At 37.8% G+C, this 24100-nt stretch carries 25 protein-coding genes and 1 pseudogene; 13 read left to right on the top strand and 13 right to left on the bottom strand.

Going from position 1 to position 24100, the window contains the following annotated elements; translation table 11 throughout:
* The first annotated feature begins 6 nt into the window (after window positions 1–6).
* The 6 genes from G8E00_RS07085 (at window position 7) to G8E00_RS07060 (ending at window position 4997) form a co-directional block, all read left to right on the top strand.
* Window positions 7–318, top strand: a complete 312-nt coding sequence (locus G8E00_RS07085) for a hypothetical protein (RefSeq protein ID WP_227591251.1) — start codon at window positions 7–9, stop codon at window positions 316–318.
* A gap of 3 nt (window positions 319–321) precedes the next feature.
* Window positions 322–1878 (top strand): PepSY-associated TM helix domain-containing protein, encoded by a 1557-nt coding sequence (locus G8E00_RS07080; RefSeq protein ID WP_166223094.1) that lies wholly within the window; start codon window positions 322–324, stop codon window positions 1876–1878.
* Entirely contained in the window at window positions 1875–2192 is a 318-nt protein-coding gene (locus tag G8E00_RS07075) for a hypothetical protein (protein WP_166012005.1), read from the top strand. Before G8E00_RS07080 ends, G8E00_RS07075 begins: the two co-directional genes overlap by 4 nt.
* Before the next feature lie 115 nt (window positions 2193–2307).
* Window positions 2308–3195, top strand: coding sequence for a sulfite exporter TauE/SafE family protein (locus G8E00_RS07070; RefSeq protein WP_166012004.1), 888 nt, complete (start codon window positions 2308–2310; stop codon window positions 3193–3195).
* A gap of 127 nt (window positions 3196–3322) precedes the next feature.
* Window positions 3323–4414 carry a 3-deoxy-7-phosphoheptulonate synthase gene (locus tag G8E00_RS07065; RefSeq protein ID WP_166012003.1) on the top strand — a complete coding sequence of 364 codons (1092 nt, stop codon included), beginning with the start codon at window positions 3323–3325 and terminating at the stop codon, window positions 4412–4414.
* Between the two features lie 55 nt (window positions 4415–4469).
* Complete coding sequence (locus G8E00_RS07060; protein WP_166012002.1) at window positions 4470–4997, top strand: protein tyrosine phosphatase family protein; 528 nt, start codon at window positions 4470–4472, stop codon at window positions 4995–4997.
* A gap of 51 nt (window positions 4998–5048) precedes the next feature.
* Here G8E00_RS07060 and ispF read toward each other — a convergent pair whose 3' ends face one another.
* On the bottom strand, window positions 5049–5537 hold the full coding sequence (gene ispF, locus G8E00_RS07055) for a 2-C-methyl-D-erythritol 2,4-cyclodiphosphate synthase (RefSeq protein ID WP_166012001.1): 489 nt from the start codon (window positions 5535–5537) through the stop codon (window positions 5049–5051).
* A 100-nt stretch (window positions 5538–5637) separates the two neighbouring features.
* Here ispF and G8E00_RS07050 point away from each other — a divergent pair, with 100 nt between their 5' ends.
* Entirely contained in the window at window positions 5638–6291 is a 654-nt protein-coding gene (locus G8E00_RS07050) for an A1S_1983 family putative colistin resistance protein (protein ID WP_166223091.1), read from the top strand.
* Between the two features lie 39 nt (window positions 6292–6330).
* Here the strand turns inward: G8E00_RS07050 and G8E00_RS07045 are convergent, their stop codons facing one another.
* From G8E00_RS07045 to G8E00_RS07020, 6 genes are all read right to left on the bottom strand, one after another.
* Window positions 6331–7089: a hypothetical protein gene (locus G8E00_RS07045; RefSeq protein ID WP_166223088.1), complete on the bottom strand. Its 759-nt coding sequence runs from the start codon at window positions 7087–7089 to the stop codon at window positions 6331–6333.
* 233 nt (window positions 7090–7322) lie between these two features.
* Window positions 7323–8180: a DMT family transporter gene (locus tag G8E00_RS07040; RefSeq protein ID WP_166223085.1), complete on the bottom strand. Its 858-nt coding sequence runs from the start codon at window positions 8178–8180 to the stop codon at window positions 7323–7325.
* A gap of 142 nt (window positions 8181–8322) precedes the next feature.
* Window positions 8323–9360, bottom strand: coding sequence for a class II fructose-bisphosphate aldolase (gene fba, locus G8E00_RS07035; RefSeq protein ID WP_166223082.1), 1038 nt, complete (start codon window positions 9358–9360; stop codon window positions 8323–8325).
* 161 nt (window positions 9361–9521) lie between these two features.
* Window positions 9522–9767 carry a hypothetical protein gene (locus G8E00_RS07030; RefSeq protein ID WP_166223079.1) on the bottom strand — a complete coding sequence of 82 codons (246 nt, stop codon included), beginning with the start codon at window positions 9765–9767 and terminating at the stop codon, window positions 9522–9524.
* A gap of 151 nt (window positions 9768–9918) precedes the next feature.
* The gene (locus tag G8E00_RS07025; protein ID WP_166011995.1) at window positions 9919–10611 is read right to left on the bottom strand and encodes a hypothetical protein; all 693 of its coding nucleotides are present in this window, start codon (window positions 10609–10611) and stop codon (window positions 9919–9921) included.
* Between the two features lie 169 nt (window positions 10612–10780).
* Window positions 10781–11968 carry a phosphoglycerate kinase gene (locus G8E00_RS07020; protein ID WP_166223076.1) on the bottom strand — a complete coding sequence of 396 codons (1188 nt, stop codon included), beginning with the start codon at window positions 11966–11968 and terminating at the stop codon, window positions 10781–10783.
* Window positions 11969–12108: 140 nt separating this feature from the next.
* Between G8E00_RS07020 and G8E00_RS07015 the strand changes: the two genes are divergently transcribed.
* Window positions 12109–12492 carry a DUF2237 family protein gene (locus G8E00_RS07015; RefSeq protein WP_166011993.1) on the top strand — a complete coding sequence of 128 codons (384 nt, stop codon included), beginning with the start codon at window positions 12109–12111 and terminating at the stop codon, window positions 12490–12492.
* A gap of 27 nt (window positions 12493–12519) precedes the next feature.
* A pseudogene (locus tag G8E00_RS07010) lies at window positions 12520–13140 on the top strand (Maf family protein).
* Window positions 13141–13400: 260 nt separating this feature from the next.
* Here G8E00_RS07010 and G8E00_RS07005 read toward each other — a convergent pair.
* On the bottom strand, window positions 13401–13829 hold the full coding sequence (locus tag G8E00_RS07005; RefSeq protein ID WP_166011992.1) for a hypothetical protein: 429 nt from the start codon (window positions 13827–13829) through the stop codon (window positions 13401–13403).
* A gap of 273 nt (window positions 13830–14102) precedes the next feature.
* Here G8E00_RS07005 and G8E00_RS07000 point away from each other — a divergent pair, with 273 nt between their 5' ends.
* Together G8E00_RS07000 and G8E00_RS06995 are read left to right on the top strand one after the other, a co-directional pair.
* Complete coding sequence (locus G8E00_RS07000; RefSeq protein WP_166223073.1) at window positions 14103–15269, top strand: ribosomal protein uL16 3-hydroxylase; 1167 nt, start codon at window positions 14103–14105, stop codon at window positions 15267–15269.
* 109 nt (window positions 15270–15378) lie between these two features.
* Window positions 15379–17049, top strand: coding sequence for an FMN-binding glutamate synthase family protein (locus G8E00_RS06995; protein ID WP_166223070.1), 1671 nt, complete (start codon window positions 15379–15381; stop codon window positions 17047–17049).
* 37 nt (window positions 17050–17086) lie between these two features.
* Here the strand turns inward: G8E00_RS06995 and G8E00_RS06990 are convergent, their stop codons facing one another.
* The 5 genes from G8E00_RS06990 to G8E00_RS06970 all read right to left on the bottom strand — a co-directional run bounded on the left by G8E00_RS06990 (window position 17087) and on the right by G8E00_RS06970 (window position 22322).
* Window positions 17087–18442 (bottom strand): hypothetical protein, encoded by a 1356-nt coding sequence (locus G8E00_RS06990; RefSeq protein WP_166223066.1) that lies wholly within the window; start codon window positions 18440–18442, stop codon window positions 17087–17089.
* 68 nt (window positions 18443–18510) lie between these two features.
* Window positions 18511–19539, bottom strand: a complete 1029-nt coding sequence (locus G8E00_RS06985; protein ID WP_166223062.1) for an alpha/beta hydrolase — start codon at window positions 19537–19539, stop codon at window positions 18511–18513.
* A complete protein-coding gene (locus G8E00_RS06980; protein ID WP_166223059.1) occupies window positions 19539–20726 on the bottom strand; it encodes a YdcF family protein in 1188 nt (395 codons plus the stop codon). The genes G8E00_RS06985 and G8E00_RS06980 overlap by 1 nt, the downstream gene beginning before the upstream one ends.
* A gap of 18 nt (window positions 20727–20744) precedes the next feature.
* On the bottom strand, window positions 20745–21779 hold the full coding sequence (murB, locus tag G8E00_RS06975) for a UDP-N-acetylmuramate dehydrogenase (protein ID WP_166226469.1): 1035 nt from the start codon (window positions 21777–21779) through the stop codon (window positions 20745–20747).
* A 21-nt stretch (window positions 21780–21800) separates the two neighbouring features.
* A complete protein-coding gene (locus G8E00_RS06970) occupies window positions 21801–22322 on the bottom strand; it encodes a low molecular weight protein-tyrosine-phosphatase (protein ID WP_166223056.1) in 522 nt (173 codons plus the stop codon).
* Window positions 22323–22435: 113 nt separating this feature from the next.
* On the opposite strand from G8E00_RS06970, the gene G8E00_RS06965 reads away from it, so the two are divergent.
* Together G8E00_RS06965 and G8E00_RS06960 are read left to right on the top strand one after the other, a co-directional pair.
* Complete coding sequence (locus G8E00_RS06965; protein WP_166223053.1) at window positions 22436–23593, top strand: iron-containing alcohol dehydrogenase; 1158 nt, start codon at window positions 22436–22438, stop codon at window positions 23591–23593.
* A gap of 45 nt (window positions 23594–23638) precedes the next feature.
* Window positions 23639–24094, top strand: coding sequence for an acyl-CoA thioesterase (locus tag G8E00_RS06960; protein ID WP_166223050.1), 456 nt, complete (start codon window positions 23639–23641; stop codon window positions 24092–24094).
* The last annotated feature ends 6 nt before the right edge of the window (window positions 24095–24100 follow it).

Below are 24100 nucleotides of genomic sequence, written 5' to 3'. Positions count from 1 at the left end.
CCAAGAATGAAGCAGCAAAGGACACCGAAAAAAATGCATTTACACACCATTCGATATCCACTTGCGATTTTGTATCGTGTACTGATTGCATTTCTCATGGGCTACCTATGTACTTATTTCTTCACCCTAAATGCGACCGCAATGCTGAAATGGGTATTGCCCAAAGCTGAATCTGTTTTTTTGGCTGCATTCATTGCCATTTTCTTTTTTGTGTTCTTTGTTTTGATGAGCTTTTCCATTCACACCTTAAAAAAATTAAGTGTGGTGTGTTTAAGTTTTCTCTTGTGTCTGTTTTTGCTCTCGAAATGGGTGTTGTAGGTCATGCAAAAGTCTATCCGTCAATCCATGGCATGGTTACACTCTTGGACAGGTTTATTATTTGGCTGGCTGTTATTTGCGATTTTTCTCATGGGCGCAGTATCGTATTATCGTCATGAAATTAATCTATGGATGCAGCCAGAACTGGCCAGTATTCAATTAAATCAGCAGCAATCCATTCAAAATGCTTATCAATATCTTGAGAAAAATGCACCTGATGCCAAGCGTTGGTATATTGATGTCGCAAGTGCTCAAGAACCTGTTAATTTACTGATTTGGGAAAAATCAGACGGTGGTTTTGAACGAATGCGTCAAGATCCTGTCACAGGTGAAATCCTGAAAAAGCCTAAAACCCAAGGCGGTGAATTTTTCTATCAGTTTCATTATCAGTTGTTTGGTTTGCCTGCCATGATTGGGCGAATGATTACAACTTTCGCAGCATTCATCATGCTCATTGCATTGATTTCAGGCATCATTACCCATAAAAAGATTTTTGTTGATTTCTTTACCTTGCGCGCTTTTAAGGGACAACGCTCTTATTTAGATTTTCATAATATCACCTCGGTAATTGCCATCCCCTTCTTTTTAACCATAACCTTCACAGGCATTGCGATATTTTTCTATATTTATCTACCTTGGGGCATGAAAAGTACTTATCCCGATCGACCTTTCCAATATTTCGAAGAAATTCGCAATGTTGATGTGGTGCAAAATATCAACAGCCAGCCTGCGAAAATGTTGCCTATTCAAACATTTTTAAATACAGCAGAACAAAAATGGGGTCCGACGCAATTTGAAGTGATTACTATCAAAAATCCAAATACAACAAATGCGGTCATTAGCCTAATGGAATCCAAAGATCAGTCCATTAGTCAAAATAGAGCGCAGATTACCTTCAATGCGACCAATGCAAAAGCCCTTACAAACACCCGTAATGAAAGCGCCGTTGCGACTCTCAGCTACAGTATGTACGGCTTACATATGGGGACATTTGCAACACCATTACTTCGTCTGACCTTGTTTTTTTCAGGCATTTTGGGTGCCCTGATGATCGCCTCTGGGCTGTTGTTATGGAGCTTGAAACGTCAAATTCAAAATAAACAGCAGCGCTTTCATTTTGGGCATTATTTGGTTAATCGCTTAAACATATCTGCGCTGATTGGCTTACCTATTGCCATACTGTCTTATTTCTATGCCAATCGTCTCGGTCTATTTCAACCACAAATAGGCAATTATGAAATTCATGCATTTTTCTACGTATGGCTTTGCTGTCTCATTTTTGCATTAATCACTCAACAACATTTGTTGTGGAAAAACTTTCTAAAAGTATTTGTACTGCTGGCGCTCTGTTTACCCATATTGAACCTTTATTGTCTGAGTCAAAACGATCTATTGAACGACTTTAGTACCTATAGCAATTTCTTAGGTGTAGATCTCATGATTCTTGTATTTGGCATGGCAGCCTTATTTATCCATCAAAAAATTCAGCCCATCCAAATCAAGGCCACACAGAAAATCAACTCAAAACTTGAACAACAACGACTACAGGAGAACATATGAATATTATCCTCTCTGTCATTCTGATTTATCTGGGGTTTTACTTATTGTATTTAGTCAGTGAAAAGCAAAGGCCAAAAACTCTGAAGTCAGCATGGCGTTGCTGTGCGAAGAATAGCAAAATTTGTAAATATATCGCCTATACCATGTTTTTCATTTCAATTTTTTGTTTATGTCTCAATTTGGGTTCTGGTATTGGCATTGTGAGCTTCTTTATTTTTGCCACACCATTGATATTTATGATCATCTTGTATTGCAATGATTTAAAAGCAAAAGACAAATCCAAATCATCACGCATGCATAAGCATCATCCATAAAGGCTATTACAGACTTCTTTAGCATTTTTTAGAATAAGCAAATCAACAATCGAGACAACCACTTATATGAAAAAGCCATAAGATATGCGGGTTTTTTGATAAGTAAGAATTCAGCATGTTAGATTCTCTTGAATTTATTTTGGCAGGTGTTTTGGTTGGTTTCTGTGTTGGTGTAACAGGTGTGGGTGGCGGATCTCTCATGACGCCTATACTTATTGGACTGTTTCGCATTGAACCTCATATTGCCATTGGTACTGATTTGATTTATGCCGCAGTTTCTAAATTTTGTGGTTCATTGGTGCATGCGAAGAAACTTAATATTGTTTGGCCAATTGTGATTTGGCTTGCCATTGGTAGTATTCCAGCATCATTGGCTACAACTTGGGTTTTAGACAATTATTTAAGCCAATCAAGCCAATACAAAGCTGTGCTGACCACTGTTTTAGGTTTTATGCTGACCTTAACCGGTATTTCTATTATGTTCCGTGGACATATTGAGAAATTTTTCAACAAATTTGGTAAAAAATTAGATGAAGTAACAATTGAACAAGAGAGACAGCGTCTTAAAGACAAGCGTTTATACATCCTGATTATGGGTATTATCTTAGGTGTATTTGTAACATTGTCATCTGTGGGTGCTGGTGCATTTGGCATAATGGCGCTTATCATCATGTTCCCGAATTTACCAATGATTCGTATTATTGGTTCAGACGTGGTTCATGCTGTACTTTTGACTTTAGTCGCAGGGCTAGGTCATATGAATTCTGGTAATGTCGATTTTAATCTTTTGATGTGGTTATTGGTCGGTTCAATTCCAGCAATTGTTTTAGGTACCCTGCTGAGTTCTCGTTTACCTGAAAAGATTATTCGTAAAATCTTGGGGGTAACACTGTTTGCCTTAGGTCTAAACTTTATTCTACATCCAGTTAAAGCAAAACCTGTGAAACCAGCAGAGCAAGTCATTGTGATTCAAACCAGTGCGCAAACACATCAAATCGTTTAGTGAAATTGTGAGGAATATCGGTTGTTCACGTTGTAATTGGTCTTTTAATTCGCAATAGATTGATTAAATCGTGTTATATTCAAGCAACTAACTATATTAATGTATCTTTCTAATACCAGTGACGGCAATGAACACACAACAGTCTAATTCCATTACACAATCAGAAATTAATGATGTGAATGTACAGAGTTTTCAACCTCTTGTTACTCCTGCTCAACTTAAAGCAGAACTCCCTTTAAACGAAAAAGCATATCAAACCGTGCTTCAAGGTCGTGAAACTGTACGTCAAATTTTAGACGGCCAAGACAAACGCCTTTTTGTCGTGATTGGACCTTGCTCTATTCATGACGTCGAAGCAGCGCATGAATATGCAGATCGTTTGAAAGTTTTAAGCGAGAAAGTGAAAGATACTTTGTACATCGTGATGCGTGTTTATTTTGAAAAACCACGTACCACTGTAGGATGGAAAGGTCTGATTAACGATCCTGATATGAATGACTCATTCAATATTGAAAAAGGTCTTCGTTTAGGTCGTAAGCTTTTGCTTGAATTGAATGAAAAAGGCTTGCCATGTGCAACTGAAGCACTAGATCCAAACTCACCGCAGTATTATCAAGATCTCATTTCTTGGTCAGCAATTGGTGCACGTACGACTGAAAGCCAAACGCATCGTGAAATGTCTTCAGGTTTATCATCTCCTGTAGGCTTCAAAAACGGTACAGATGGTGGCTTAACTGTTGCCACCAATGCCATGCAATCTGTAAAACATGGTCATAGTTTCTTAGGTCTTAATGATCAAGGTCAAGTGTCTGTGATTCGCACTAAAGGCAACCCATATGCGCACGTGGTGCTCCGTGGTGGTAACGGCAAACCAAACTACGATGCTGGTTCTGTGGCAGAAGCTGAAAATGCATTGGCTAAAGCCAAAGTAAGCAGCAAAATCATGATTGATGCCAGCCATGCCAACTCAAATAAAGACCCTTACTTACAGCCTCTAGTGCTTAAAAACATTACAGAGCAAATTTTAGAGGGTAATAAATCGATTGTCGGTATCATGGTTGAAAGTCATTTGAAAGGCGGCCGTCAAGATATTCCTGAAAATCTTTGTGATTTAGAGTATGGTAAGTCTGTAACGGATGGTTGTATTGATTGGGACACCACTGAACAGGTATTGCTTGAAATGGATGCCGCGCTCAAAGATGTCTTATCAAATCGATAATTCAATTAAAACGCCATCTTCATGATGGCGTTTTCATCGTACAGAAGAACGATTTATGAATAACTTAGAAACAGAATTGAGCCATATTTTAAACTTTCAATTCGTCCATGATCACCTGTTAACTTCAGGTCAACCTTCTGCTGAACAACTTAAACATATCAAAGAATATGGTGTTGATACGGTTATCAATCTTGCCTTTAATGATGCAGAACCGCATTTGGACAATGAAGATAAACTCGCAGCAGAATTGGGTTTAAATTACATTCAAGTCCCGATTTTGTGGGACACTCCCGCAGATGACCAATGCCTCTTTATCCTAGATTTGATTGCACATTTAGTACAAGACAAAGTGGTGTGGGTTCACTGTGCTAAAAATTACCGAGTAAGTAGTCTTATCTATCTATATCGTCAATATTATATGGATTTCGATATGCCCACAGCTCAAGAACTGATGCACAAAATTTGGGAACCTAATGAGACGTGGACTGGCTTGATCCATGCAGTCGCATTACAACTCCAAGGTCGTAAAGCGACACAAGACTTACAAAACTCTTTGATGAATGTTGAACCATCATCTGAATAATCCACGATATTAAAGACATTAAAATCGTGCTATATCTTCACTTATTACTCATCATGCTTGATGAGTAATGAGTACTGTAGCAGTCGATAAAATGCCTTCCTGACGCCCTGTAAAGCCCAGTTTTTCTGTTGTTGTTGCCTTAATACTAATTTGCATCACATCGACATTTAATACATTAGCAATGCTTTGGCGCATCGCTAAATTATGCTGTGCCAATTTAGGACGTTCACATGCCACGGTAATATCCGCATTGGCAAGTAGATAGCCACGATCTAGAATCAGTTGATACACATGTTTTAACAGCACACGACTATCCGCGCCTTTAAAATCAGGATCTGTATCAGGGAAATGCTGTCCAATATCGCCTAAAGCTAAAGCACCTAACAATGCATCACAAAGTGCATGCAACACCACATCACCATCAGAATGCGCTTTTAAACCGTGCGTATGTGGAATTTGAATGCCAGCCAAAGTGACAAAGTCTCCTTCCTCAAATGCATGTACATCCATTCCTTGTCCAATACGAATAGGTAGAATCACTTTAAGCTCCTAAACAACGTTTTTAAAAATTGAAATCTTGTATTCACACTTTGTATTTCGCTATAGTACGTATGCAAACATTCTAAAAGTATAAGCGATCATGTTGTTGAAAAACGTATCGAATCAGATTAAAACAGTTATTTCTGTCTTATTTATAAGCTATATAGGCACAACATTGTCATATGCAAAGCCTTTGCAATGTGAGCAATCTGATTTTAAAAAAAATTATGCCAAACTTTGTCGTGATGAGTTCAAATCTATACGGACTGAGCTTGATGACATGTCTTTGACTGCGACATTGGTGACTGATGCGCCCTTACGATTGTTAGATGACACACATCAACTCTGGCTCAGTTATGTACAACAATGCAGAAGTACACATTGTGTGAAGCAACAGTTAGAACGTCGACAAGAAGATCTGAACGTCTATACGTCTATGAACCAAACGTTGACACAGCATTATCTAAAATATGAAGCTGGTCAATTGGCTAAGCAACCTGTTCATTTACGAATCCATCAATTGACTAAAGATCGTATCAAGGTTGAGGGAATCGCCTATCGCAACCCGAATAATGGCATAAAATCCCAAGTCATTCCCTTGCTGGCATATACAACGCCTAATAAGAAAAATGAAATTTTAGATAATGAAAATGACTGTAAGTATCAACTTAGTTTTCAAACCGCTGTATTGGTTGTGAATACAAAACAACAAGGTTGTGAACGCTTTAAAGGTATTTACCGCCTATATGACTAATCCAAAACATTAAATACTGTTCTTGAATCGTCTTTAAAATTAATGGATTTCCTTTAAATAAGCTTTTGCAATATATCCCGATATTTCTTGGCCATCCAACACCGTAATGGCTTTTGCCCAGAGTGGTTCTGCAGGTTCATTAAGCAACTTGAGTGTGGAATTTTTCGCTAATATTGCTAAGGAATCACTTTGAACATTCGCTTCAAGTCTTAAATGTGTTCTGGATATGGCAATGGCATTGGCTTGAATATTATTTAAATAATTCAAATATACATCTTCTATTTTTTGCTTTTTATCAAAATTCTGAAAATTGACGTAAACCAAACTGAGTAATAAGTGAAAGACTATTGATGTTATTTTAGATTTATCAATGGTATCGAGCTGAACTTGATGATCGCGGATTTGATCTGAGATTTTTTCTCTCAATTGCACCGCTGTTTGACCAAAAGCACTGGCATCAAGGTGTTTGAGTTGATTTTGAAAATTTAAAAACGCTATTTGTAATTGAGGAATTTCTAGAAGTATTTTTACACCATGCTGCAAATTATTGACATGTTGTTCTATAGGATGATCTAGCGCTTGATCAATGATACGACCTTGCAATTCGGTATATTTTTCTTTTAAAAATACATTATTCGTCAACGATTCTAGAGACGTTTTTGCATCACTTTTTTTTGCCAAGAAGGTTTTAGACGTTGCGTGCGATATAAGTGATTTTTTAAGCGCCGACAATTCATTTTCTAAATCACCTTGCTGTGCAATCAAATCATTCCATGACTGAATACTAAAATTGAGCAAATTATTCCCCCTTATTTTGATCATCATTATTGCTTTTATATTCTATTACTTATACCAGTAGTCACTTCTCAATTGACGCTACCATTTCAAGCATGTTACTCACAATACATCTATCCACAATTATTATTCGTCATATAGAGAAGAAAACTAACACATCTCTACTTCTTTTCTTGCTTTTTATCAACCAATTTGAGCCTTAATTATTTTTCCAATATAGCATTGATTACAACACTTTAGATAGCCTTAGCCAAACAAATCACCCCAGCAATGCCTAACGTCAGTCCGAATGCTGTTGCCATATTGAGTTTCTCTTTAAAGATCATTAAACCCGCCACAACACCAAATAAAACCACCAAAATATTCATGCCAGCAAAAACAATCGCAGGTGAATCTTTAAGCAACATATGCGCCTTAACATAAAGTGCGATATTGGCAAAGTTTAAAACCCCAAGACTAAAACCAGCCAATATATTTGCAGTATTCCACTTCGTTTTTGTGACACTCAAATATCCTATGGTGAGCACAAAAGCAAAAATAAACATTAAATTCAGTGAAACGGCGAACTGCAAACCCAAGCTTGTGGTGTATTTAAGCAAAATATCCACCAAAGCATATCCCGCCCATACACAAAGTAAATACAACATGGCTTTGGCAGATTGACTGCTTGATCCTGATCCTGATCCTGATTTTGGAAAAATAATCATCAAGACCGCAACAATACCTAAAGCAATTCCGATGATTTTGAGTTGGCTAAACTGTTCATGAAATAAAAAATAGGCTGCACTTAATGACAGAACAACAGATAAACGCTGCGCCATTTCTGTTTTTATGATGCCCGCAGTTTCTAAGGATTTTGTTAATAATAAAAAAATAGTGGGTAATACCACCCCTAAGGTCGCAATGAGCCACCAAGGTGTTTTTTCAATTGAGATGTGCGCTAAATCAGGTTTAAACCAAAAGAAACATAAAATGCTGGCGATCGCATAATTCCAAGCAATCATCTGCAAGGCATCGAATCCTTTCGTTTTACAGACCTTAAGCAGTATTGAGACTAAAACACTACATAAAGCAGCGGAAAATATTAATTCCATTTATGACTCATTCTTATTAAAAATTTTAAAAAAATCATTATGCTATAAAAAAGCCCACAATCAAGTGGGCTTTTTATGTGAGTCTATCAACATTTCAAATTTCTTTGAAAGATCAACAGATCTGTATAAATAATTTTAACCATTATTTATAACGATCAACCATTTTCTCTAAAGAAATTGGACGAATTTTATCTGCATTGCCCGCTGTACCAAATGCTGTATAACGATCGATACAGATTTGTTTCATTGCATCTACAGTAGAAGCAAAGAATTTACGTGGGTCAAATTCACTTGGTTTTTCAGCCATCATACGACGCATTGCACCAGTCGAAGCTAAACGCAAGTCAGTATCGATGTTGATTTTACGTACACCGTGTTTGATTGCTTCAACCAACTGCTCAACAGGAACACCATAAGTTTCTTTGATGTCACCGCCAAATTCATTGATTACCGCTAACCATTCTTGTGGCACAGAGCTTGAACCGTGCATCACAAGATGTGTATTTGGAAGAGCCGCATGAATTTCTTTAATGCGATCAATTGCCAAAATATCACCTGTAGGTGGACGAGTGAACTTGTACGCACCATGTGAAGTACCGACAGCAATCGCTAATGCGTCTACGTTCGTATCTGCAACGAATTGACGTGCTTCTTCAACAGAAGTAAGTAATTGAGAATGATCTAGAACGCCTTCTGCGCCTACACCATCTTCTTCACCCGCCATACCTGTTTCAAGGCTACCTAGGCAACCAATCTCACCTTCAACAGAAACACCACACGCATGCGCCATTTCAACTGTACGGCGAGTCACATCAACATTATATTCGTATGATGTCGGTGTTTTACCATCTGCACCTAAAGAACCATCCATCATCACTGATGAAAAGCCCAATTGAATAGAGCGTTGACATACGTCAGGGCTTGTACCATGGTCTTGGTGCATAACCACTGGAATATGAGGCCATTCTTCAATCGCAGCTAAAATAAGGTGACGTAAGAAAGGAGCACCTGCGTACTTACGTGCACCAGCTGATGCTTGTACGATAACAGGTGAATTCGTTTCATCTGCGGCTAACATAATTGCGCGCATTTGTTCTAAGTTGTTTACGTTAAATGCTGGTACGCCGTAGCTGTGTTCACCGGCGTGATCCAAGAGCTGGCGCAATGAAATAAGAGCCATAATTTCCTCCCAGGTAATGCCTCATATTCTACCCTGTCATGTGTTTCAATTCAGCAACAAATGACACTATTTCAAAAAAAATCCCTGCTTTTGCAGGGACATTTAAATAAATTACAACAATACTGCTGTACAACATCTCATTTCAAACACATTTCTTCGTACTATTCAGTCGTAATTGCATCTGCTGGCGCTTGTGCAACTGATGCGGGAACATCTGTATTTTTTTCATCTTGGACTGGTTGATCCAAGGCATCAATCGCTGCTTGTTGCTCTGCTGAAATTGTTGTCACTTCAGTTGCAGCTTCCGATGATGACGCTTCATGTGAAGCTGGTGCGTCTGGTTTTGCACAAGCTGTTAAAGCCAAAGGAGCGATTAAAAGTACTGCAAGTGCAAATTTAAGTTTCATTATTTTACCCAAGTACATGATTGCATAAAAATAGTTTATTACAGATATATTTCATTTTTATTACGTTATTAAATAGGCATTGTAAATCAATCAATTAAAAGGCATTCAGAAAAATTTCACGTAAAATTCTCCCTACCCGCGCCAATTGACTTTAATTAAGTGGGGTAATTTCTGTAATCACATTTCTATTGATATCTGCCATAAACAAATCTGTATCAATAGTTTGACAAATATTCATTATACTCATTCTTAACATTTCTTGATCAGATGAAGTATGTTCCAAGCGTAGTAACTCTTTTTGAGAATCTGTCTCTTCAATTTTTATAGGCTTCAAGTCTTGAGGATTAAAACTAAAAGCATAACTACCTTTATCTACAACTTCACTCTTCAATACATAAAAAATGAGATTATAAGTTGAAATTTTCTTTCCCTCTTTGATCTGCTCTTGATGTAAAACTTTTTCCTCCGTAAACCATTCTTTAGTTACGGGACAATTTAAATTTAAGTGATATTGGCCAGGTTGTTGGACATTATTTTCATATAAATCAAAACCTATATTTGCTTTTATTTTATTAAAATTATCTTTAGGGTCAGTATAAAATGTAACATCCATTTTATTTTTATTTAATATGATTTTTCTATGATCAAATTCTAGATTAATCTCATATAATTCTTCATATTCAAACAAGGAACTATTAGAAAAATCAATTTTCTGACCTAAAACTTTATCAATTCGGGGTTCTGTTCTTACTTTTACATGATTGAGAGTCTCTTCAGATTTTGTTAAACAAGAAAATGAAGTACAAATAATCGATAAAACCAAAATTTTTCTATATGTTTTCATTGGTATATTTTCTAAATAAAATTAAGTTTATACCCAATTAATATACGACCAATTCACTCAAATATCATCATAAAATCATTTATCTTTAAAATTCACAAGAACATTCATATCCTCTAATAAAAAAGGGTTAGCCAAAGCTCCCCCTTTTATATCAAATATCACATGGACATTAAGCACGTTCAAGAAGCACTGCTACAGCTGGAAGTGTTTTACCTTCTACAAACTCAAGGAAAGCACCACCGCCTGTAGAGATATAACCAATTTTGTCCGCAACATTGTATTTATCAATTGCCGCTAAAGTATCACCGCCACCTGCGATAGAGAAACCAGCAGATTCAGCAATGGCTAAAGACAGTGTTTTTGTCCCTTCACCGAATTGATCAACTTCAAACACACCGACTGGGCCATTCCAAAGAATGGTTTTCGATGTTTTTAAAATTTCAGCAAATGCTTTTGCTGTTTCTGGACCAACGTCCAAGATCATGTCGTTGTCTGACACATCTTCTACTTTCTTCACTACAGCTTTTGCAGCAGCCAACGAACCTAAGAAATCCGCAAAATCAATTTCAGATGCATCTGCAACAACAACGTCTGTAGGCAATGGAACAGATACTTTTGCAGCAATCGCTTTTGCCGTGTCGATCAAATCATTTTCGCAAAGTGATTTTCCAACATTGAAACCTGCAGCAGCCAAGAATGTGTTAGCAATACCACCACCCACGATCAATTGATCACAGATATCTGAAAGTGAAGTTAATACATCAAGTTTTGTTGAAACTTTAGAACCTGCAACAATTGCAACCATTGGTTTTTCAGGTGTTTGTAAAGCACGACCTAAAGCATCAAGTTCAGCAGCAAGTAAAGGACCAGCAGCAGCCACTTTCGCTAAACGCGCAACACCTTCAGTTGAAGCTTCTGCACGGTGTGCAGTACCAAATGCATCCATCACATAAACATCACAAAGTGCTGCATATTTTGCTGCCAATTCAAGGTTATTTTTCTTTTCCCCCACGTTGAAACGGCAGTTTTCAAGCAGAACCACTTGACCTGGTGCAACGTCTACACCATCTAAGTATTCAGTAATGAGTTTAACGTCTTGACCCAAAGCTTCAGTTAAGTAAGCAGCTACTGGTGCTAAAGATTGTTCTTCTTTAGGCTCACCTTCAACTGGACGACCAAGGTGAGAATAAACCATTACCGCTGCGCCTTTTTCAATCGCTGCTTTAATTGTTGGTAATGCAGCACGAAGACGCGCATCACTTGTAATCACACCGTTTTTAACAGGAACGTTTAAATCTTCACGAATAAGTACACGCTTACCTGCCAAATCCAGATCAGTCATACGCTGAAAGTTCATGTATCGCTCACTTTTTAGATATTAAAATCGCGTAGATTCTAAATGATTATGGTAAAAAAAGTTAGCAACTTTTGCAGAAATGCTGTCGAAAGCTGTGTATTTGATTATCATAGTTACAGACCAACTAAAATTGTGAGCTTATGTCTATTCATCCAGATCCAAATATCAATCGCTTAAATGTTCTTGGCGAACCCTTGGCCAGTTGTTGTTTTGACCCAATCACAGGTTATTTCAGGAATGGATTTTGTCATACAGCGACAACCGACCTTGGACAGCATACGGTGTGTGTCGAAATGACATCAGAGTTTTTAAGTTTTTCTCAAAGTGTCGGCAATGACTTGACCACCCCTTTACCAGAAATTGGTTTTCCTGGTCTTAAACCTGGAGATTTTTGGTGTCTTTGTGTGACCCGTTGGGTTGAAGCATACCAAGCAGATAAAGCGCCTAATGTGAAATTACAAGCATGCCATCAAGCTGTTTTGGCTTATGTACCTTTAGATTTACTCATGGAATATGCCGTTTAATGTTCGACTCTTCAAAGGCGATGACCTATGACACATAATCGAATTCTACAGGCTGGGGACTCACTTGATCTGATTCTGGCATCCAGTAGCCAAACACGTAAAGATTTGATGAATCGTTTAGGAATTCAATACCGCAGCATATCCCCTGATATTGATGAGTCACCTCGTGGTGAACTGCATGCCGATGATTTAGCCAAACGTTTGGCTTTTGAAAAAGCCCAAGCGATTGCTGAACAATATCCCGATGCTATCGTGATTGGTTCTGATCAAGTGGCTTGGCGTGAAGGTGCTCCTGATATTTTTATAGGGAAACCTTTAACCGTTGAAAAAGCCATTAAGCAATTGCAGGGCAATTCAGATCGCATTGTGTATTTTAGTACTGCCTTAAGTGTGCAACAGAAATCGACTGGTTTTGAAGAAACACTGGTTGAACATTAAAAGGTCAAATTTCGCAAACTGTGTTTGACCGAAATTGAGCGTTATGTTGAGCGTGATCAGCCACTGCATTGTGCCGGTAGTTTTAAGTGTGAAAGTCTTGGTATTAGTCTTTTTGAACAAATGATGGGGCAAGACCAAACAACATTGATGGGTATGCCGATGATTAAGCTGTGCGAAATTTTAAGAGATTTAAAAATTTTGGTTCCTTGATTTTCTGTTTTTCGTAAAAAACCGAGTTGAATCACTCGGTTTTTTTTGATTGTAATGTAATCGTTCAAAAAACGGTCTGCTCTTAGCTCAGATGAATACAACTGATCGTAATTAATTTTACTAAACAAAAAAGCCATACCATTAATAATCGAGCGCCAAAAATCAATATAAGATAATGAAATTTATTAAAAATTAAAATTATCTCGCATAACGTGTATTATATTAATTTTAGGAAAATTTAAGAATCTCTACGCAATGATTTATCCAACATCCTTTGATTTCTTATCTTTTAGGCTAATCAGAAATAGCCAATAGCATAAGCCAGGAAATAAAGCCATAAGGATAGTCCATGTATTGGTATACATTTTCCACCATTCTTTCGAAATTTGTCCTGTGTGACTCCATCCAAAAAGAATAAAAAATGGAGCAGCGATAATTATAGAGGTAATACAGATGGTTAATAAATTAAGACTGTTATAACGATTTAAAAGAATTGAGAATATGAAGCTAAAAGGCACAGTCAAAATACAATAAGCCAAGTAGACAAGACCGTGCCCTACCAGAACCACGAAAATCGAGTATAAGCTGTACTCCTGATTCATTACGATAAACAGGACTGCTGTGAAAAAAAGTAACGGTAAAGGAGCAAATAAGAGAGCTTTTACTATTTTTTCATTTGAGTATTTCACTAATTTAATTCTCTTATCTACTCAATAAATATTAATAGTATACCGATTTCCTTGGAGTTTTTTGACTTCTATTTAAAATAATGGCTGTTACGAAATGAAATTGTAACCCCAAAGTAGAAATTTCTAATTTCTCAAAAACTACCATGTTCAATCATTGAATATATCCTTTTATATCACTCATCCACAACAAAATAATAGCTTTTAAAGCGATGTCCCTTGCAGTGCCTCCACAGTTCAAGGGACAATACACTAAATTTAATTGTAGTCCTTATCATGTCTCAAGCTTTAGAAGTATTAGGCGGCATTACCGCTGAACAATTTCTCTCAGAATACTGGCAAAAAAAACCGCTTTTAGTACGTAATGCATTGCCTGAAATTGCAGGTCTATTAGAACCCAATGATGTCATGGAACTGGCACTTGAAGATGAAGTCACAGCTCGTCTGATTAAGCAAAAAGATAAAGATCCCAATCAGTGGACGGTTAAGTCATCTCCACTGATTAAAGGCGATTTTCAAAAGATGCCTAAGCTTTGGACTTTACTTGTTCAAGCTGTTGATCATTATTCTTTCGATTTGGCTGAAATGTGGAATAAATTCCCCTTTGTTCCACAATGGCGACGTGATGACATTATGGTGTCTTATGCCCCTAAAGGCGGTTCGGTCGGAAAACACTTCGATTTTTATGATGTATTTTTAGTGCAAGGTTATGGACATCGTCGTTGGCAATTGGGTCAAATGTGCGATGAAAATACTGAGTTTGTAGCAGGTCAGCCACTAAAACTACTACCTGCAATGGATGTACATTTTGATGAAGTGCTTGCACCAGGTGATTTACTCTATGTTCCACCAGGCCTGTCACATTATGGTGTTGCTGAAGATGAGTGCTTAACCTATTCATTTGGTTTCCGTATGCCAAACGTTTCAGACATGATGGATAGTGTGGGTGATTGTCTTGCTGAAAATGAAATACTCAAAAATCCAGTCGTCGATATTCAACGCCAACAAGCAACAGCGATTGGTGAAATCAGCACTGTAGAACTCGATTATTTACGTGAACAGCTTTTGGCTCAGCTCAATAATCCACATGTACTGAACGAAGCGATTATGCGTTCACTTTCACAACCCAGCTATCCAAATAATATTCCTGAAAATGAACCTGTAGGAACAGGTGATTTAGAAGAAGCATTGGATCAAGGTTACTTACTCAAACTTGAACCGGCTTCACGTCTTCTTTATAGCGATATTGAAGGTGAAACTCGCTTCTGGGCGAATGGTGAAAGTCTATGTATCAGTGAAGTTTTCGTTGAAAAACTCAAACAGATTGCCAATGGTGAATATGTTGAGCTGAATGAAGATTTCTATGATCAAGATATGCTTGAAGACTTGGTTGACCTTTTAAATGATTCAATTGTAATGCTCATTCCAGCTGAACAAGAATAATATTTTAAAGAGATCTAAGTTAAAAAAACTTAGGTCTCACAAATCACTACTTGCGAGTATTGATTAAATTTCGTTATTTTAATCATTAAAGAATTTGGAAAATATAATAATGGCAAGCCCATCGCAAGCAATAAGACATAAGCTCCTGAATACCTTTTTTTCTCGCCACTCAATTTGGTTTCTTTGTATTATCATAGCCTTAAGCATCACATGGTTTAGGTTGTTTTATCATCTGCATTATATTTATTATTTCATGTCAGATGTAACGCTAAACATCTTATGGCTCATCACCAGCCTGCTCAGCCTTGTAGGGCTATATGATGTTTTACAAAACCGACATTCGATTTTAAAAAACTACCCCATTATGGGACATTTTCGTTTTATTTTTGAAGATTTTCGTCCTGAAATTCGCCAGTATTTTATAGAATCTGATCAAGATGCGCTGCCATTTTCACGTATGCAACGTAGCTTGGTTTATCAACGTGCCAAAAATGAAAATGCCGATAAACCTTTCGGCTCGATAATTGATGTTTATCAGCAAGATTATCGTTTTATCACGCATTCTTTATCACCCAAATTACCTGCCGATCCTAAAACGTTCCGAATCACCATTGGCAATGAACAATGCGCACAACCTTATAGCGCTTCAATCATGAATATTTCGGCTATGAGCTTCGGGAGTCTAAGTGCCAACGCCATTCGTGCATTAAACCTAGGTGCGCACATGGGGAATTTTTATCACGATACCGGCGAAGGCAGTTTAAGCCCTTATCATCTTGAAAATAACGGTGATATTGTCTGGCAAATTGCCAGTGGTTATTTTGGTTGTCGTACTGAAGATGGCAAATTTGATCCTGAAAAATTCGCGCAACAAGCCAAACTTCCCAGTATTAAAATGATTGAAGTGAAGCTTTCGCAGGGCGCTAAACCAGGTCATGGCGGGATTTTACCGAAACACAAAATCACAGAGGAAATTGCTAAAATTCGAGGCGTACCACGAGATCGTGATTGTATTTCGCCACCATCACATTCGACCTTTCATAATCCCATTGAAATGATGCATTTTATTCAACAATTGCGTGATTTATCAGGTGGAAAACCAGTCGGTTTTAAATTGTGTTTGGGCCAACCATGGCAATTTATGAGTATTGTCAAAGGCATGCTCAAAACGGGAATTTATCCAGATTTTATTGTGGTTGATGGCTCTGAAGGTGGAACAGGCGCCGCGCCCATTGAATTTAGTGACAATATTGGTACACCGCTCCGTGAAGCCCTCCTGTTTACGCACAATACATTGGTGGGTGTTGGGCTTAGAGATAAAATCAAAATTGGGGCAAGTGGTAAAATCATCAGTGCATTCGATATTGCCAGTACTTTTGCAATTGGCGCAGACTGGGTCAATTCAGCTCGTGGTTTTATGTTTGCCGTGGGTTGTATTCAAGCGCAGAGTTGTCATACCAATCAGTGCCCTGTAGGCGTTGCAACGCAAGACCCAGATCGTCAAAAAGCGATACATGTGCCGTCTAAAGCTGAGCGTGTGTTTAACTTCCACGAAAATACCTTACATGCACTCTCTGAGATGATTGCTGCTGCAGGCCTTGACCATCCAAGGGATATTAAAGCGCATCATTTGGCACAACGAGTCAATGATCGTGAAATCAAAAATTATGCTCAATTACATTTCTGGCTGAAAGATGGTGAACTGCTGACCTGTGACAATAAAGATGATGAGAATTTCTACTATCGTATGTGGAATATGTCGAGCTGTGAACGTTTTTAGCACTTTCTAAGCAAATTAAGGCTTTAATTTGCTTAGGCTATTTATATTCAAAGCGTCCTAATTTTGATTTCAGATCAAAACCTGTCCGACTCAATAAATCTTTATTTCTTCTTTTCATTCTTAAACTTTGTAAAGCATCAACATGCATAGAATTTGGAAGTTTTATCATGTTTTTAAGTTGATGAAATACATACTGATTGATATTTCGCTGCCTCGTCCATTTGTCTTCGGCGTTAAAAAAGAACAGATATACCCATCCCAATGCTCCTACGAACAAATAAAATGCAAGGATATGTAAGAAAGCAAAGGCAAATTGATCAACAAACTCACCTTCATCAATCACGCCCCAAATCACTGCAAACATCACATTCATGCCAATAAGAAAACTCCAAATATATAAATTGGCTTTCCAATTCGACGTTACGTTAATGAGACTCGTAACAGCATCCTCATCCATATATAGATAACGCTTTTCATCATACATATACCAAAAATAATATCCTAAATGATCACGAAATGACGATCGAATAACACTGACTTGGCTTTTGTCTTGAGTGTAAAATTCATCCACATAACCATAAATTGGAATATCATCGACTTTGGCTTTAAGCTGGGTAAATGGATCTGTATGTTCTTCTGAATCTGCTATTTGTTTTAATTTTAATGTGTTTAGTTGTCCACTTTGTTCTACTAACTTGAACTGGTTTCGTTGAGCTTCGCATAAATTGAACTCATCTTTTTCTTCACACCAAGACTTCTGTATATGTTCTACCTTTTCAACATCGAATCTTTCAATGACGTTTAAAATTGCACTGACATCATAAAGATGATCTTGTAATTCAAAATACGAATTGGTTGCCTGAAAACAAATTAATGTTTCCGGTTTCATATTCGGCCATCCCAATGTTTGATAAATGGCTTGGACTAAATGCTCATTAGCTTTTACTTCAGTTGTCCAAAACCAGAACAATGCTATTACACCACCACTCAAAGAAATATACGGCAACACATCATAAAGGTCACCTAAGAAAATATCGCTGTAACGGATCATTTGACTGACAATGACCATAGCAAAACAAAATACAAAGCAAATGATACAAATCAGCGAGAAACGCCTGATTGAATAACCCATTGGTTTTGATTGTGAGGCATTTAACACAGGTGCAAGATACAAAAGCTGTTGAGTTTGATTGAGTACGGCTAAAATTTTCTGATTATGTTCTTCATAAATCACTTGGACATGATCGTTGTGACACAAGAATTTTTGTTCATTGTCTATATAAATTTCATACTTTAAATTTTTGTCTGCGCCAAAACGTGTCAGTACTGAATTTTTATCTTTTAAGACATGGTTAAGTTTAAAGGTATGGGTTTTTAACTGATATTCTTTCACAGCCGAATGACCATTATTATCGTTATAAAGTTTAGATTTTTAAAGTTAAAGTATTTTAAAACAAAGGGTTAATAATAATCCTTTGTACTTTGTGCATGTAAAAAAGCAGGAATAAGCCCTGTCAGTGCTGCTCGTATATCAGCTCGTTCATTGATAAGTTGATGTGAACCTTCTTCTAACATCAATAAGGTTTGTAAACGGAACTTACGGCGAATAAATTCAATGTTATAACGCCAATCGACCGTTTGATCCTGCGCACCTTGCGCCAACCAAACAGGAATTCGACACGCAGGGCGATCTTCCATTTCCTGCATCCATTTTGACATGGCCAAAATCCAGTCCATGCCCATCATACGAGGTTGTAATGGATCTTTTAAGCGTACAAAACGCAGAAACTCAGGGTTGTGGTTATTGCGTTTAAAATGGCGGGGAACTTCTTTCTTAATACGGCGAATAATGCCCAAACCGACTGGATTGTGCCACCATGACGTTTTTGCAGGTCGAACCAAAGGTGATAACAATAAAACCCGCTCAACTATCGGATTTTTTCGTTGCTGTGCATAGTCCAAAAGATGATGCATCCAAATTGCCCCACCTGTACTTTGGCCAATGCCCAACCAAGGCTGAGGCAGTTGCTCAGCATGTTTCACATACTGATGTACAGCATGGAGTACTTGTTGATAATGATCAAAATTTTGGATACTGGCAGCATTACCATCACTTAAACCATGACCCGGTAAATCATAGGTCAAGACACTAAAGCCCTGCTCTAACAATTCACGGATAATCGGTTGATAAATACCGCTGTGTTCCAAATAACCATGGAGCAAAAACACAGTACCTTTGATGTTATCAATTTTAGGACGATAAATTTGCGTATGCAGCTTAAACAATGGCATTTTGATATAGCCCTGCCAAAAGTCTGCATCCAGTTTATCCAAAGCGTATAAATGCCGATAAGCCTGAAGGGCCTTACTCGGTTCATAGGCACGATTCAGATTCAATGGTTCAAGTAAAAGTGGTGTTTCCTGACGACTTGGTACAGGCAAATCCAATGATTTGAGTATATTTGGATTTAAAAATGGAATATCTGCCATTATGGCACCTCTCGACAACCACTTGAACCAAACAATACATCTCGAATGGTTGCTAACATTTCATAATTGGCACGACGACTGTGATCATAATTACTCTTACTCGGTTGCCATGGCGTCAACTGTGTCGGCATAGGTGCTTCAACGGGAATGGTTTCAATTCCATTCAAAGCGAATAAGCGACGCGTTCTTGGCATATGGTAACGGTCAGTAATGAGTAATACGGTCGGCGCACCTCCTTTTTTTTGTAATAATAATGAGCTGAAACGTGTATTTTCACAGGTATTCATGCTTCGATCTTCTAATAATTTGGCTTCAACCCCTCGTTCTTTCAACCAAGCTTGCATATAGCTTGCTTCAACGCCACTAAGCACAATGGGTAAACGGGTTTGTTTTTCTATTTCTAAAGTCTTTTCTAATCTTAAACGAGTATAGTCATTGACCACAATATCTGATTTATTCTCAGCCAAGGTTAATCCTCCACCTAAGATCACAATGGCATAAGGTTCAGAATTAGACTTTTTCTTTTCATTACTCTGATTTTGGATTAAAGCAATATCTTGATAAATTTCTTTATCAATCGCTTCTTTGTTCTCCTCTTTAATCGGATGAGTTCTTAAAAAAGCTAAAAACTTATCCATCAGCGCTTTATTTTCTTCAGTATCATATTGATTGAGCAAAAAAGGACTATCTTGCAGTACTTCACTTGCACCACTTTCATCATCTGCATTTTTGTCTAGAGCCACCTTTTGGGTTTTAGGCTCAGAAGCTGGGCTATTACTCTCTTCATATTTTGGCAACAACGGAATTTGAGGCTTTTCCTCTTTTTTGTCACTTTCTTCCAATTGTTGCTCTTCTAATTCTGCCTTGAGCAGCTTGTAGCGTGCTTGAATCAAGGTTAAATCTTGGGTATTTGCAGAGTGAATCGCTTCTTCCATGACCCTTAAATAAGCTTGACGTGCAATCCATGCTGCTGATCCTGGCTCTAAACCTTCAGATTCACTTAAAGCGGCCATTTGTTGACTTTGTGCAGCAACTTGATCAACTTCAACTGGAACCAAAGCATTTAATGCTCTAACCACAATATTTGAATAAAATGGGCTATACCAAAACACTATGAAACAGCCGAGCAAAACGAAAAATATCGTCATTACTCGTACTGAGCGAATCATCCAATGTTGCTTCGTCATAGTGTCCTTTAATCAAAATTATGTTGTATGTGATTGAATTAAACCAATTTCATTAAACAAAACAGGCTCAGGTTCCAATAATATATTAAACTTTTTTACCACATCTTGTTGCACAGCGCGATATGTCGCTTGTACATCAGATAAATCTGCGTCGGAATAATTCACTAAGACTAGCGCTTGTTTCTGAAACATCCCCACTTTGCCAAGCTGTTTTCCTTTCCACCCAGCTTGATCAATCAACCAGCCTGCTGCAATTTTAACTTGATCATTGCCCTGCGGATAATGCGGCGCTTGAGGATATGATTCACTCAATGCATTGTACTGTGCTTGTGAAATAATCGGATTTTTAAAGAAACTTCCCGCATTTGGATATTCATTCGGATTGGGCAATTTACTTTGACGGATATGGATAACCTGCCGTTGTAAATTCTCAGCCGTGATGTCATCCCCCATGGCGGTTTTCAAATCACCATAATTCATTTTTAAATTCGGTTGCTTCAACAATTTAAAAACAACATGGGTAATCACATAACGATTTGGATCATCTTTAAAAATGCTATGACGATACGAAAAATGACAGTCTTGGGCATTGATTCGAGTCAATTTCTTTTCTATACGATCATAAACTTCAACATAATCAATAAATTCACCAACTTCAACTCCATAAGCACCAATATTTTGTACAGGTGATGCCCCGACTAAACCTGGAATAAGAGCGAGATTCTGAAGCCCATACATCTGATGTTCAGTCGTCCACAGCACAAAGTCATGCCATATTTGTCCTGAACCAACACGAACAGTATGTGTCGTATTATCTTCGGCTAAAATTTCAATGCCCTGAATCTGCATGTGAACTGCTAAAGCATCGATGTGTGAAGGCAACAGCATATTACTGCCACCCGATAAAATTAAAACATTTAAGCCATGCTGCTCTGCATATGCCAAAGCTTCACAAAGATCGTTTTGCGAATGGACCTGTGTGTAATGAGAGACCACAGCATTCAAATTTAAGGTATTGAATGACTTCAATTGAAATTGTGTTTGAACATCAATCATTTTATTTCATAACTCATTTTAGTGCTGTGCTGAAGTCTGGAACTGATTTTGGAAAACATTGACCCAAGCTTGACTACCCGATTCACATTGATCTAAGACACGTTCGAAACCGTCATCGCCACCATAGTAAGGATCAGGCAAAGCTTGTTTGAGATACTTTGGATCGTGCTCACTCATCAGCGCAACTTGAGCTCGGATTTGATGCTGACCAAAACGAATGATCGCATGTTGTAAAAGCGCTTGAATATCCCTTAAATTTTCCAAATCCATCGCGAGAATCAAATCGAAATCTAAGAAATCTTGTTGTGTCAGTTGTCTTGCTCGAAGTGCAGATAAATCATAGCCACGTTTTAAAGCATGTTTTTGACTACGCAAGTCAGGGGCTTTATTGGGATGATAATTACTGGTGCCTGCAGAATCAACTTGAACATTCAATTGCGCTGCGTCACAAAAGTGTCGAAGGACTACTTCAGCCGTAGGAGAACGACAAATATTACCTAAACAAACACATAACACCTTATATGGCGTTTTGGACGACATAACAACCTCAAAAGTTCATTTCTTTTACAGATGCTTATGTTAAGTTATTTAAGGGATGAATCCTATAGAGCAAGAAAACAATAATGTTTAATTTATACTGAAAAGGATACGCGATGAGTCAATTTCAATTTCAAACTGTAAAAAACATTATTTCTGGTTTAGGTACTGTGCAAGAACTTAAAACCATACTGCTTGAACATTCATACTCGAAAGTATTATTGGTGACCGATGCTGGCATGATCACCCATCAGTTACATCAACCAATTCTTGATATTTTTTCAAGTACTTGCACAGCTTATGCAGTATATGCAGATGTTCAAGCCGATCCACCTGAACATGTGGTCCTCAATGCTGTCGAATTTGCCAAGCAACATCAAGTTGATGCGATCATTGGTTTTGGCGGTGGTAGTTCTTTAGATGTCGCCAAAGTGATTGCTGTTTTAGCCGATCCAAAACAAACACAAAGCATTCAGGATATTTACGGCGTCAACAATACCAAAGCACAGCGCCTTCCTCTTATTTTAATTCCAACTACCGCTGGCACTGGTTCAGAAGTCACGCCTATATCAATCGTCACCACAGGTGAAACCACCAAAACGGGTATTGTATCCCCTGTGCTCTATGCAGATACAGCAATATTGGATGCAACATTTACCCAATCCTTGCCTGCTCAAATTACCGCAGCAACAGGAATTGATGCGATGGTCCATGCCATAGAGGCTTACACATCAAAAATCAAAAAGAATTTCTATTCCGATGTTCTGGCAAAACAAGCGTTAAAACTACTGAATAAAAATCTGAAATACGTTTTACAAGACGGTCAAAATCTAGAAGCCAGACAGAATATGCTTTTGGGGTCTATGCTTGCAGGTCAAGCATTTGCCAACGCCCCTGTAGGTGCAGTGCATGCACTCGCATATCCCTTAGGTGGGCATTTTCATTTATCTCATGGGCATACCAATGCATTGGTCTTGGTTGAAGTTTTGAAATTTAATGCACCCGAAGCAAAACAATATTACGCTGAATTGATGCAATGGCTTGACCCCTATAGCCAAGGCAGTACAGATGGTCTTTGTGATTTATTTATTGATCATATGCAACGACATTTAGATCAAAGTGGATTAACACTCAAATTAAGTCAGCTTGGTGTAAAAGAACATCAGTTAGAAATGCTAGCGCGAGATGCAATGCTACAAACCAGACTGCTTCAAAACAATCCAAAAGACATGACTGAGCAAGATGCCCTCGCCATCTATCAAGCCATTTTTTAAAATTTTAAATGATTTTGCGATATCAAAAAATCAATGGAATGAAATATGCGACCTAAAATAAAACAAAGACATGATTATCAATTTATATTTCCTATCCAAACTCGCTGGGCTGACAATGATATGTATGGTCATGTCAATAATGTCACCTATTACAGCTATTTCGATACTGCGGCTAACGCATTGCTCATTGAAAAGTGTGGTTTCGACATCCGTGAATCTCCAATTATTGGTTTGGTGGTAGAGTCTTCATGCAAGTTCCATCAAGAATTGTCATATCCTGAAATCATTGAGGTGGGTGTCAGCATTGAAAAAATTGGCAATTCTTCACTCATTTATGACTTGGCTATTTTTAAAAGTGCTGATGACAATGCTTCAGCTCAGGGGCATTTTGTGCATGTTTTTGTCGATCGTGAAACACGAAAAAGCACCCCGATTCCACAAGAAATGCGAGATGCTTTAAATCAATTTCTAGCAAAAGAAAATCATCAACTCATGCATTGAATCTCT

The sequence above is a fragment of the Acinetobacter shaoyimingii genome (assembly GCF_011578045.1).
GTDB classification, from domain to species: Bacteria; Pseudomonadota; Gammaproteobacteria; order Pseudomonadales; family Moraxellaceae; genus Acinetobacter; species Acinetobacter shaoyimingii.
The sequence above is the reverse complement of the archived record's forward strand: the minus strand, read 5'-3'. Positions and strand labels throughout refer to the sequence as shown.

Coding starts and splice junctions, on each gene's coding strand:
- G8E00_RS07085 (WP_227591251.1), top strand. CDS start 7: ATGAAGCAGCAAAGGACACCGAAAAAAATGCATTTACACACCATTCGA.
- G8E00_RS07080 (WP_166223094.1), top strand. CDS start 322: ATGCAAAAGTCTATCCGTCAATCCATGGCATGGTTACACTCTTGGACA.
- G8E00_RS07075 (WP_166012005.1), top strand. CDS start 1,875: ATGAATATTATCCTCTCTGTCATTCTGATTTATCTGGGGTTTTACTTA.
- G8E00_RS07070 (WP_166012004.1), top strand. CDS start 2,308: ATGTTAGATTCTCTTGAATTTATTTTGGCAGGTGTTTTGGTTGGTTTC.
- G8E00_RS07065 (WP_166012003.1), top strand. CDS start 3,323: ATGAACACACAACAGTCTAATTCCATTACACAATCAGAAATTAATGAT.
- G8E00_RS07060 (WP_166012002.1), top strand. CDS start 4,470: ATGAATAACTTAGAAACAGAATTGAGCCATATTTTAAACTTTCAATTC.
- G8E00_RS07050 (WP_166223091.1), top strand. CDS start 5,638: ATGTTGTTGAAAAACGTATCGAATCAGATTAAAACAGTTATTTCTGTC.
- G8E00_RS07040 (WP_166223085.1), bottom strand. CDS start 8,180: ATGGAATTAATATTTTCCGCTGCTTTATGTAGTGTTTTAGTCTCAATA.
- fba (WP_166223082.1), bottom strand. CDS start 9,360: ATGGCTCTTATTTCATTGCGCCAGCTCTTGGATCACGCCGGTGAACAC.
- G8E00_RS07030 (WP_166223079.1), bottom strand. CDS start 9,767: ATGAAACTTAAATTTGCACTTGCAGTACTTTTAATCGCTCCTTTGGCT.
- G8E00_RS07025 (WP_166011995.1), bottom strand. CDS start 10,611: ATGAAAACATATAGAAAAATTTTGGTTTTATCGATTATTTGTACTTCA.
- G8E00_RS07020 (WP_166223076.1), bottom strand. CDS start 11,968: ATGAACTTTCAGCGTATGACTGATCTGGATTTGGCAGGTAAGCGTGTA.
- G8E00_RS07015 (WP_166011993.1), top strand. CDS start 12,109: ATGTCTATTCATCCAGATCCAAATATCAATCGCTTAAATGTTCTTGGC.
- G8E00_RS07000 (WP_166223073.1), top strand. CDS start 14,103: ATGTCTCAAGCTTTAGAAGTATTAGGCGGCATTACCGCTGAACAATTT.
- G8E00_RS06995 (WP_166223070.1), top strand. CDS start 15,379: ATGGCAAGCCCATCGCAAGCAATAAGACATAAGCTCCTGAATACCTTT.
- G8E00_RS06985 (WP_166223062.1), bottom strand. CDS start 19,539: ATGGCAGATATTCCATTTTTAAATCCAAATATACTCAAATCATTGGAT.
- G8E00_RS06980 (WP_166223059.1), bottom strand. CDS start 20,726: ATGACGAAGCAACATTGGATGATTCGCTCAGTACGAGTAATGACGATA.
- G8E00_RS06970 (WP_166223056.1), bottom strand. CDS start 22,322: ATGTCGTCCAAAACGCCATATAAGGTGTTATGTGTTTGTTTAGGTAAT.
- G8E00_RS06965 (WP_166223053.1), top strand. CDS start 22,436: ATGAGTCAATTTCAATTTCAAACTGTAAAAAACATTATTTCTGGTTTA.
- G8E00_RS06960 (WP_166223050.1), top strand. CDS start 23,639: ATGCGACCTAAAATAAAACAAAGACATGATTATCAATTTATATTTCCT.